This window comes from Castellaniella caeni NBRC 101664 (assembly GCF_001592225.1).
GTDB classification, from domain to species: domain Bacteria; phylum Pseudomonadota; class Gammaproteobacteria; order Burkholderiales; family Burkholderiaceae_B; genus Castellaniella; species Castellaniella caeni.
This window is the reverse complement of the sequence record NZ_BCWN01000009.1, coordinates 1-10140: the sequence shown is the minus strand read 5'-3', so window position 1 is coordinate 10140 and position 10140 is coordinate 1. Positions and strand designations below refer to the sequence as shown.

Annotated in this window: 9 protein-coding genes; 6 read left to right on the top strand and 3 right to left on the bottom strand. The window is 67.2% G+C overall.

All coding sequences use genetic code 11. From position 1 onward, the window contains the following. Positions 1-15 precede the first annotated feature (15 nt). The 4 genes from CCA01S_RS07390 (at position 16) to CCA01S_RS07375 (ending at position 3966) form a co-directional block, all read left to right on the top strand. Positions 16-780 carry a glycosyltransferase family 2 protein gene (locus CCA01S_RS07390; protein WP_066456309.1) on the top strand — a complete coding sequence of 255 codons (765 nt, stop codon included), beginning with the start codon at positions 16-18 and terminating at the stop codon, positions 778-780. 4 nt (positions 781-784) lie between these two features. Continuing rightward, a complete protein-coding gene (locus CCA01S_RS07385) occupies positions 785-1888 on the top strand; it encodes a glycosyltransferase family 4 protein (RefSeq protein WP_066456307.1) in 1104 nt (367 codons plus the stop codon). 21 nt (positions 1889-1909) lie between these two features. Beyond that, positions 1910-2650 carry a polysaccharide deacetylase family protein gene (locus CCA01S_RS07380; RefSeq protein WP_373278665.1) on the top strand — a complete coding sequence of 247 codons (741 nt, stop codon included), beginning with the start codon at positions 1910-1912 and terminating at the stop codon, positions 2648-2650. 140 nt (positions 2651-2790) lie between these two features. Continuing rightward, positions 2791-3966 (top strand): glycosyltransferase family 4 protein, encoded by a 1176-nt coding sequence (locus CCA01S_RS07375; RefSeq protein ID WP_066456302.1) that lies wholly within the window; start codon positions 2791-2793, stop codon positions 3964-3966. A 37-nt stretch (positions 3967-4003) separates the two neighbouring features. On the opposite strand, the gene CCA01S_RS07370 is transcribed toward CCA01S_RS07375, so the two are convergent. Together CCA01S_RS07370 and CCA01S_RS07365 are read right to left on the bottom strand one after the other, a co-directional pair. Next, positions 4004-4768, bottom strand: a complete 765-nt coding sequence (locus CCA01S_RS07370; RefSeq protein ID WP_066456299.1) for a YdcF family protein — start codon at positions 4766-4768, stop codon at positions 4004-4006. Further along, entirely contained in the window at positions 4765-5682 is a 918-nt protein-coding gene (locus tag CCA01S_RS07365) for a glycosyltransferase family 9 protein (RefSeq protein WP_084386603.1), read from the bottom strand. The genes CCA01S_RS07370 and CCA01S_RS07365 overlap by 4 nt, the downstream gene beginning before the upstream one ends. A 193-nt stretch (positions 5683-5875) precedes the next feature. Here CCA01S_RS07365 and msbA point away from each other — a divergent pair, with 193 nt between their 5' ends. Beyond that, on the top strand, positions 5876-7705 hold the full coding sequence (gene msbA / locus CCA01S_RS07360; protein ID WP_066456294.1) for a lipid A export permease/ATP-binding protein MsbA: 1830 nt from the start codon (positions 5876-5878) through the stop codon (positions 7703-7705). An 89-nt stretch (positions 7706-7794) separates the two neighbouring features. Continuing rightward, positions 7795-8232 (top strand): hypothetical protein, encoded by a 438-nt coding sequence (locus CCA01S_RS07355; protein ID WP_066456292.1) that lies wholly within the window; start codon positions 7795-7797, stop codon positions 8230-8232. 60 nt (positions 8233-8292) lie between these two features. On the opposite strand, the gene rng is transcribed toward CCA01S_RS07355, so the two are convergent. Then, positions 8293-9765 (bottom strand): ribonuclease G, encoded by a 1473-nt coding sequence (rng, locus tag CCA01S_RS07350; RefSeq protein ID WP_066456548.1) that lies wholly within the window; start codon positions 9763-9765, stop codon positions 8293-8295. Between the last annotated feature and the right edge of the window lie 375 nt (positions 9766-10140).

Below are 10140 nucleotides of genomic sequence, written 5' to 3'. Positions count from 1 at the left end.
TTGGGGCTTCGCCGCATGAGGCTCTCCGTCATCGTCATCACCAAGAACGAAGCGGCGCACATTGGCGCCTGCCTGCAATCCCTGGGGTTTGCGGATGAAATCATCGTGCTCGACTCGGGCAGCAGCGATGCGACGTGCGCCATCGCACGCCAACACGGGGCGCGGGTCGAGTCCAGCGTCGACTGGCCGGGCTTCGGGCCGCAGAAAAACCGCGCCCTCGACTTGGCGACGGGCGACTGGGTGCTGTCCATCGACGCCGATGAGCGCGTCACGCCCGAGCTGGCCCAGGCCATTCAGCACGTGTTGCAGCAGCCGCGGGCGACCGCCTACCGCATCGCCCGCCTGTCCAATTTCTGCGGCCGCTGGATACGTCATAGCGGCTGGTGGCCGGATTATGTCGTGCGTCTGTTTCGTCGTGACGCCGGGCGTTTCAGCGAGGCGCGCGTGCACGAGCACGTGCGCGTGCAGGGGCGCATCGACACCCTGTCCGGCCATTTCCTGCATTATCCGTACGCCAGCCTCGAAGTCTTCATCGACAAGATCAACCGCTATTCCACCGAGGCCGCGCAGGCTGCCCACGACAAGGGGCGCCGCACCAGCCTGCCCGGTGTCTTCGGGCACGCCGCCTGGACGTTCGTGCGCCATTACTGGCTCAGGCGCGGCTTTCTCGACGGCTGGCAGGGCCTGGTGCTGGCCGGAATGGCGGCCACGGGCAGCTATTACCGTTACGTCAAGCTGTATTGCCTGAGCCGACGGCAGGCGGGCGACAAGGCGCCGTAACAACATGAAAATCCTGTATACCAATGCCCTTGCGCAAGACGAGGACGAATCCGCCGCGTACGTCGCCGGCCTGGTGCGCGCGTTTCGCAAGACACATCAGCTGACCATCGCCACACCGGCGGCCAGCCGCCTGTATGCCCAGGTCAGCGAATTGCCCGGCATCCGCTGCTGGGATCTCGCCTTTGGCACCCGGCGCAGGCCCTTGCTGATCCAGACGCTGGCGTTGCGCACCCTGTTGCGCGACGAGCGGTTCGATCTGGTGCACGTCAACGGCCTGGCGGATCACCGCCAGGTGCTGCTGGCAAGCCTGAACCTGCACAAGAAACCGCACATTCTCTGGACGCGGCACGATGGCGCCAGTGTGCGGACTCTGGGCCACAAGCTGTGCGCCTGGCTGGGCACGGACGGCGTCATTGGCACTTGCGATGCGTCCAGCCGCCAGCTGATGGCTTCTGCCTACGGCGTGCGCCGCGTGCAGACGATCCGTCCGGGCGTGGATACCGACTGGTTCCGGCCCCAGACGGCGTCGTTCGGCGCTCAGGCCCGCCAGCAGTTTCTGGGCGCCATCCCGAGCGAGGTGCTGGTGCTGGGCTGCGTCGGAGGCAAGGGCTGGATGACGCTCGTGCAGGCCGTGGCCAAGCTGCCCCTGACGCAGCGCCGCCGCTTCCGCCTGCTGATTGCGGGCGATCCGCCTTCCGAACAGCAGCGGAAAGAAGTCAATGCGCTGGGCATGACGTCGTACGTGGTTTTTCCCGGTCAGGTGGACGACCCGCGCCGAGTGCTGGCGGCTTGCGACGTCGGCGTTGTGCTGTCGCCGCGCGGGGCGGGCTCGCATGCCGCCTGCGAGTCGCTGGCCATGGGCCTGCCCACGCTCGTCTCCAATGCGGGCGGTTTGCCCGAGCTGGTGCGCGACGGCATCGACGGCTGGATTGTGCCGGCCGGCGACGTGCCGGCCGTCCAGCAATGGCTGGCGCGGCAGCTGGCGGCTCCCCGCGAGGCCACGGGCATGGCCGAGGCCGCGCGCGAGCGCGCCCTGAGCCTGTTTTCCCTGCCGCTCATCGCCCGGCAGACGCTGGATTTCTACCAGCGGGTCTGCGCCCAGTCCTGAGTGTGCCGATATAATTTGCCCATGATTCCCATTCTTATGTACCACCAGATTGGCGAGCCCAATCCACGCGGCACGCCCTACCGGGGGCTCACGGTGCATCCGCGCGACTTCCGGCGGCAAATGGGCTGGCTGCGGCTGCTGGGCTACCGGGGCCTGTCCATGGCGCGGCTCATGCCCTACCTGCGGGGGGAAAAACAGGGCAAGGTCTTTGGTATTACCTTCGACGACGGCTACCAGAACGTGCTCGACCATGCCGTGCCCGTCCTCGAAGCCTGCGGGTTTCACGCTACCAACTATTTTGTCGTACGCCAGCTGGGGGGCAGCAATCTCTGGGATCAGGCCGAAGGCGTGCCGACCGCGCCGCTCATGTCGGCACAAGGCCTGCGCGACTGGCTGGCCGCAGGGCACGAAGTCGGTTCGCACACGCTTAACCACCCCGTGCTGCCGCGCCTGTCGCCCGAGCTGGCCGCCAACGAAATCCGCGATTCCCGCGATGCGCTCGAACAACTGGCCGGTGCGCCGGTGCGCGCCTTCTGCTATCCCTATGGCAAGTACACGGCCGCGCTGGCGGCTTGTGCGCGCGAGGCGGGCTACGAGACGGCCACCACCACCGCCCGCGGGCTGGCGCGCCCGCAGGACGATCTCTTCGGCCTGCCGCGCGTCGCTGTCATGCGCTCCACTTTGCTCGTCCGTTTTTTACAGAAGTGCCTCACGCAGCTCGAAGACCGCAAGCGTCGCCAGGCCGAGATGGGGGGCGCATGAACCCTGCTGCCACGCCGGGGCCGCAGGGCGGGCCGCCGTCTGCCGGAGCATTTTCCAGTGCGCCGCCGTCCGGCACGCAGCCATCCGGCATACCTTCGTCCGGTGCGCCGTTGCCTGGCGGGCAGGCGTCCGCGGCATCGATGTCCGCCGCGCCTGACAGCCTTTCCATCGCCTTCGTCGTCGATCGCTTCGGCAGCCGCTTTGGCGGCGCCGAAGCCTACGGCGTGGCGCTCATGCGCGAGCTGGTCGCCGCAGGGCACCGCGTCACGGTCTTCGCTCGAGAATACGATCCCGCCTGTGAGTTGCGGCTGCCTTTTCACGCCATCCGTCTCAGCCGCCGCTGGCCCAGCTGGGTGCGGGTCTGGCTGTTCGCGCGCCGCGCCGCCCGCCTGACGCGGCAGGGCTTCGACATCGTGCATTCCCACATGAACGGCTGGTGCGGCGATGTTGAAGTCATCCACGTCACGCCCGTGCGCTATCGCTGGCGGGTGCAGCCCGTGGGGGCCGTCAAACGGCTGTTTTCGTATATCAGTCCGCGTGTGCAGACCTACCTGGGGCTTGAGGCGCGTCGTGTGCATGCGCGCCCGGGCCATCGGGTGGTGGCGGTGTCCCACTTGATTGCGCACCAGCTCGAACAGGCCTACCGGCGGCCCGTCGCCGACTTCCCGGTCATCGCCCCCGGCGTGGCGGCGGTGCCTGCCGTATCGGCCGGGCAGCGCCAACGCCGCCGTGCCGAACTGGGCCTGCCCGCGCACGGCACCCTGTGCCTGCTGGTGGCGCGCAACCCCATGCGCAAGGGTCTGCCCACCGTGCTCGATGCACTCACGACGCTGCCCGACGACGTGCTGCTACTGGTGGTGGGGGCCAATGCCGCCGCCCGCGATTGCGTGGCGCAGGCGCCCGAGGCCGTGCGCCGCCGGGTGCACCTGGTGGCCGAAACCTCGCACGTTGCGCCCTACTATCAGGCGGCGGATCTCTACGTGCATCCCACCCTCAACGACAGCTTCGGCATGGCGCCGCTCGAGGCCATGTCCTTCGGCCTGCCAGTGGTGCTCAGCCCCGCGCCGTGGTGCGGCTTTGCCCAGTACGTGCAAGACGGCGACGAGGCGCTGGTTATCAGCCACCCCGAGCGGGCTGACGAGCTGGCGGCGGCCGTTGCGCGGCTGTGCTCGGATGAGGCTTTGCGCGTCCATCTGCGGCAGGGGATGCGGCAGGTATTGGCGCGCCATGCCTGGCCAGAAGTGGCGCGCCGCTACCTGGCGCTGTACGACGAGGTGCTGCGCGAGCGCTGCGCGGCGCCCCACGGGCGGGCCTGACGTGGCCTCGCCTCCGGCACGCGCGTGATCCAGCCTTTCAGGCCCAACCGCGCGTCCAGTACACCAGCAGGCCCAGGTATTCCTTCACGATCGAGCGGCTGGCTTCCAGGGCCCGCCAGTCGGGCAGCCAGAAAGAAAAGTCCGGCTTTTCAGGCACCACGATCTGGGCTGGCGATGGCGCCGGAATCGGGCTGAAGCCCTGCTTTTGAAAGCTGGCCATGGCGCGGGGCATGTGCAGAGCGGACGTGACCAGCAAAAAGTGCTGAATATTGCGCTGGCGCAGCAGCCGGGCCGTGTAGACCGCGTTCTGGTGCGTGGTGAGGCTGTGGTCTTCCTGGACGATGGCGGCGGACGGCACGCCGTCGCGTTCGAGCGATGCGGCCATCACCCGGGCCTCGCTGACGCCGCCGTCCAGCGCCGCCCCCGAGACGATCACCAGCGGCGCGCGCCCGGCGGCGTACAGCTGTGCCGCGGTATCCGTGCGCAAGATGGCCGTCTTGCGGTCGTAGGATTCAAACCAGTTTTGCCGCCCGTTGGCCGTGTTGCCGCCCAGCACGACGATGGCCTGGACGCTGGGCAGGGCGTCTGCCGCCTGGTGCGGGTAGCGTTGTTCCAGCAGCCCGCCGGCCCACAGCGACGAGGTGGGCAGCGACCAGAAGACCGCCCAGGCCAGGCCGATCGTGGCCAGCAGGGCCGCCGTCTTGCGCCAGCGGATGATGGCGAGCACGAGCGCCAGCAGCACGAGGGTGATGGACAGGTTCAGGGGGACGACCAGATTGGTGAGGAATTCGGACACGCTCATGCGGCAGGAGAGGGATTCAGCAGTTCAATGGCGGTGGAGAAGACTTCGGTGGCGGTGGGCCAGGCGTTCATGCGCCCCAGGCGCGTGGCCCGATTGGACCACGGCCCCGTCTGCGTCGGGTGGGTGACCCCGAACAGCGTGAGCTGCCGGGCGCCCGCGGCGGCGGCCAGATGGGACACCCCGGAATCATTGCAGACCACCAGCGCGGCGTGGCGGGTGAGGGCGGCGAAGGCCCCCAGCCCCAGGGGCGGCAGCAGCTGGGCGCTGGGCGCGGCTGCCTGGGCTGCTTCGCGTTCGGCCGACGGGGGCGCCATGACCACTGCCAGGCCGCGCGCCTGCAGCGATTGTGTCAGGCCGTCGAAGCCCGACCAGGCCTTGATGCGGCCCTTGTGCAGGCCGACGGCGGTGGGCGCGATGAGGACGAAGGCCCCCTGGCGCAGGCCCGCCTGGGCCAGGGCCTGGATGGCTTGTTGTTCGTGGGCCTGCGTGGCCGTCCAGCTGAGTTCGTCGGCGGGTTCGGCCGGGCCAGTGTGCGCGAGGTGCCATTGCCCCAGGGCGAAGCGCGTCAGGTGATACCAGGACTGCACCGCATGCAGCGGCCCCTTGGGCTTGCGGCACGGCCAGCGCAGCAGCAGGCTGCGCCCGTCGTCGCGGTATCCGGCGCAGGCGATGCCGGCAAAGCGGAACACCAGCGCGCTCGAGAGCGAATCGGGCAGCAGCAGGCCGCGGGGCCGGTTGTAGCCCGCCTGTTTCAGGTGCCGCCGCACGGCGGCGCGGTCGGCGCGCCAAGTGCCCTGCATGGGGATGAAACCAGCCAACGGGTAGGCCGCCAACAGGTCTTGCGCCCACGGGCGCGCGCAGGCGACGACCGGCAGCCCCGTGTCGAGCAGGGCTTGCAGACTGGGCAGGCTCATGCAGACGTCGCCCACCCAGTTGGGCAGGCGGACATAAAGGGCGGGTCTGACGGTGGGTGTCAACGCGAGGGCTCCGGTCGCCCGCGGGCGGCGTGGTGTCGCGCGGCAGCCTGAATCTGCACGCGAGCGCCGGACACCGTGTGCCGCAGGCTAAAATGCGTGGTTTCCGACAGTATATAAGAGAGCGTGCCGGTTGAAATCCGATTCTGATCAGACCACCAGCAGCCGTCCCGTGCGCCTGGAACTCTGGCGCCAGATCTATCAGCGCCTGGGCAAAGACTGGAAAATCGCCTTGCTGGCCCTGGTGCTGCTGAGCATCGCCTCGGCCACGCAGCCTGTCCTGGCCGTCATCATGAAACCCCTGCTCGACGAAGGCTTCAACGGCAGCGAACCGTCATACATCTGGTCGATTCCCCTGGCCGTGGTCGGGCTCATGCTGTTGCGCGGCATCACCACGTTCGGCGGCACCTATCTCATGTCCTGGGTCGCCAGCAACATGCTGCTGGGCCTGCGCCGCGAAATGTTCGAGCGCCTGCTGGGCATGGCCGACGAAACCTTCCGCGCGAGCGACCGTGGGCGTCTGCTCAACCGCTTCACCATCGATGCGGGTAACGTCAGCGGCCTGTCCACCGAGGTGATCCGCGTCATCGTGCGCGAATCGCTCACGGTCGTGGCGCTGCTGGCGGTGCTGCTGTACATGTCCTGGCAGCTCACGCTCATCGTGCTCGTCATGCTGCCGCTGTCCGTGCTCACCGGGCGCTACTTCGTTCGTCGGCTGCGGCGCATCAACCGCGACACCATCAACATGAACGCCGAACTCACGCGGGTCGTGTCCGAGGGCATTGCCGGGCAGCGCGTCATCAAGCTGTTCGACGGCTACACGCGCGAGCGCGAGCGCTTTGCCTACGTCAATGCGCGCCTGCGCCGCTTTTCCATGCGCGCGGCCAGCGCCGATTCGGCCATGTCGCCCATCTCGCAGTTCTTCGTCGCGCTGTCGGTGGCCATCGTGGTGGCGGTGGCGCTGTACCAGGCCAATCACGAAGGGCTGACCGTCGGCAGCTTCGCCGCTTTCATGGCGGCCCTGGGGCAGATTTTCGATCCCCTCAAGCGGCTCACCAACATTGCCGGGGCCACCCAGCGCATGCTGATTTCCGCGGAAAGCGTGTTTTCCCTTATCGAAGATCCCATCGAGCAGGACACCGGCACCCGCGACGTCGCCGGGCGCCTGCGTGGCAACGTGCAGTTCCAGGCCGTCAGTCACCGCTACCCCGAGGCGGCGGCCAACACCCTTGAATCAGTCTCGCTGTCGGTCGCCGCCGGGCAGACCGTCGCCCTGGTCGGGCGCTCGGGCAGCGGCAAGACCACGCTGGTCAACATGCTGCCGCGTTTCATCGAGCCCACCGGCGGGCAAGTTCTCATCGACGGCATCGACGTGCGTGAATTCCGCCTGCGGGCCCTGCGTTCGCAGCTGTCCCTGGTCAGTCAGGACGTGGTGCTGTTCGAAGGGACGATCGCCGAGAACGTCGCCTACGGCATCCGCGACGCAGTGCCCGAAGAACGCGTACGGGCGGCGCTCGAGGCCGCCAGTCTGCTCGATTTCGTCGATACCCTGCCCGAGGGCATCCATACCCAGGTGGGCAGCAACGCCAGCGCCCTGTCGGGTGGCCAGCGCCAGCGCCTGGCCATCGCCCGCGCGCTCATCAAAAATGCGCCTATCCTCATCCTGGATGAAGCCACGTCCGCCCTGGACAACGAATCCGAGCGCCAGGTGCAGGCCTCGCTCGAACGCCTGATGGCCGGGCGCACGACGCTGGTCATCGCGCACCGGCTCAGCACGGTGCAAAAGGCTGATCGCATCATCGTGCTGGATCGCGGGCGCATCGCGGAAGAGGGCACGCACGCCGATCTTCTCGCCCTGGGCGGCCTGTACGCCAGCCTGTACCGCCTGCAGTTTCGCGACGATGACAGCCCCGCACTGCGGGCGTCGACAGACCCTCTTTCAGCCGCCGATGGGCTTGCCTGAGTGCGCTGTGGCCACGGCCCGGTGGCAGGCAGCCATCGCCGTAGGCGAGCCCGAGCCCTGGCGGCCGGTCATTTTTCAGGAGTATCCACATGAAAGCCCTGTTTGCCCTGGCCTCTCTGGCCGTGCTGTCCGCCTGCGCCAACCAGCCAGTCGGCCTCACCCTCAACGAGCTCGAAACCTCGCGTTACCAGATCACCGAGCGCAACCGCCTGCCCATCGATTTTGCCAAGGCACAGCAAAACCTGTTTCGCCATGCGGCCGTTTGCGGGCAGACCTACACCTTCGAGATGGAGCCCCGGCAAGCATCGTATGGCCGCATCGTGTACCGACCCAGCCCCGATGCCGACTGGGCCCACAGCGTGGTGCTGTCGCTGGTGCTGCTCGAAGACCGCTCGGTCAACGTCAAGGCCTATAGCTACTATCCGGGCCAGATAGGGCGCGTGCATCAGATGCTCACCGCCATGATGAAACCCGACAGCTGCCGGGCCGACAAGAGCTGGGAAAACAAGCTGGACGTGGGCGAGTGAGGTTTCGCCGGCTAGGTCGCCGCACTGGCGACAACGTGGCAGGCCCGATCGCCCGGTCGTCTACAGCAGCACCAGGTCGTATTGCTCTTGCCCATAATTGACTTCCACCGCCAGTGAAATCGGCTTGCCGACGAAGTCGCCCAGCATCGCCAGGTGCTGGCTTTCCTCTTCCAGAAACAAGTCAATGACCGACTGCGCGGCGACGATGCGAAACTCTTTGGGGTCGAACTGCCGCGCCTCGCGCAGAATTTCGCGCAAGATTTCATAGCACAGGGTGCGCGCCGTGCGCACCGACCCGCGCGACTGGCAGGTGGGGCAGGGCTCGCACAGTTGGTGCGCCAGCGAATCGCGTGTGCGCTTGCGCGTCATCTCCACCAGCCCCAGCTGGCTGAAGCCGCTCACCGTCATGCGTGTGCGGTCGTGCGCCAGCGCCTTGTGCAGCTCCGCCAGCACCGATTCCTGGTGCCGCGGGTCGTCCATGTCGATGAAGTCCAACACGATGATGCCGCCCAGATTGCGCAGGCGCAGCTGGCGGGCGATGGCCACCGCCGCTTCCAGATTGGTCTTGAAGATGGTGTCGTCGAAGTTGCGCCCGCCGACGTAGCCGCCCGTGTTCACGTCCACCGTCGTCAGCGCCTCGGTCTGGTCGATGATGAGATAGCCGCCGGATTTCAGATTCACGCGGCGCGACAGTGCGTGGGCGATTTCTTCGTCCACGTTGGCCGTGTCGAACAGCGGCCGGTTGCCGCTGTAATGGTGGATGCGTTCGACCACGGACGGCGTGTAGCGCTGCGCCCAGTCGAGCAGCTCCTGGGTGACGGTGCGCGAATCCACCGTGATGCTGCTGGTGTCGGGCGACGCCATGTCGCGCAGCACGCGTTGCGCCAGGGTGAGTTCGGTGTAGACCACGGAAGGCGCGGGCACCTGTCGGATGCGCGTCTGGATGTTGCCCCAGAGCATGTGCAGATATTGAATGTCGGCGGCCAGCTCTGTGTCGCTGGCGCCCTCGGCCTGGGTGCGCACGATGAAGCCCCCCGCTTCGTCCTCGGGCAGCAGCGCGAGCATGCGTTCTTTAAGGGCGTTGCGTTCGGATTCATTGTCGATGCGCTGGGAGACGCCGATGTGCGGTTCGTGTGGCAGGTAGACCAGCATGCGCCCGGCGATGCTGATGTGAGTTGAAAGCCGGGCACCCTTGGTGCCGATGGGATCTTTGATGACTTGTACCAACAGGGGTTGCCCTTCGAACAGCAGCTTTTCGATGGGGATTTGCGGCGTGTGTTCGCTGCCGCTGCTGCGCGCGTGACGGTTCTGGCGCAGGTCGGCCACATGGATGAAGGCTGCCCGCTCCAGGCCGATGTCCACGAAGGCGCTTTGCATGCCCGGCAGTACGCGGGCCACTCGTCCCAGATATAGATTGCCGACGAAGCCGCGCTGGATGCTGCGCTCGATGTGCAGTTCTTGTACTACTCCCTGGCTGGTGAGGGCTACGCGGGTTTCAAAGGGGGTGACGTTGATGAGGATGTCTTCGTTCAGGGGCATGGGACGGTTTCGGCGTGATGGTCGGGGTGCGGTGCTGGGGCGTGCGTTCACCCGCATGTATGGGCTATTGGCAATGTATCACCATCCTGCGGGGCCCCGACCGGGGTGGTTTGGGTGTCGTTTCTTGTTTCCGGCTTCTGGTCCGGGGCTGTGCGGTGTTCTGGTCGGTGCGGCGCAGCATTCTGGCCTGCGTCGGTGCGGCGTTCTGGCCTGCGCCGGCGGGCCAATCGCGCCTGGGTTCCTGTCCTGGAATGCAGCCCCCTTGTGGCCCGAGGTGTCAGCTGGGTTCTGCAGCATGATGTGTGACGGTAGTGATGTTGCTGGTTCTAAACGACGGCCGCACGGTGCTCCGGCCCGCACCGGCGGGCC

What these genes read in the sequence shown, in the direction of transcription:
- CCA01S_RS07365 (WP_084386603.1), bottom strand. Translation starts at nt 5,682, where the DNA reads ATGAGCCTGCCCAGTCTGCAAGCCCTGCTCGACACGGGGCTGCCGGTC.
- CCA01S_RS07380 (WP_373278665.1), top strand. Translation starts at nt 1,910, where the DNA reads ATGATTCCCATTCTTATGTACCACCAGATTGGCGAGCCCAATCCACGC.
- CCA01S_RS07390 (WP_066456309.1), top strand. Translation starts at nt 16, where the DNA reads ATGAGGCTCTCCGTCATCGTCATCACCAAGAACGAAGCGGCGCACATT.
- CCA01S_RS07385 (WP_066456307.1), top strand. Translation starts at nt 785, where the DNA reads ATGAAAATCCTGTATACCAATGCCCTTGCGCAAGACGAGGACGAATCC.
- CCA01S_RS07355 (WP_066456292.1), top strand. Translation starts at nt 7,795, where the DNA reads ATGAAAGCCCTGTTTGCCCTGGCCTCTCTGGCCGTGCTGTCCGCCTGC.
- CCA01S_RS07375 (WP_066456302.1), top strand. Translation starts at nt 2,791, where the DNA reads ATGTCCGCCGCGCCTGACAGCCTTTCCATCGCCTTCGTCGTCGATCGC.
- CCA01S_RS07370 (WP_066456299.1), bottom strand. Translation starts at nt 4,768, where the DNA reads ATGAGCGTGTCCGAATTCCTCACCAATCTGGTCGTCCCCCTGAACCTG.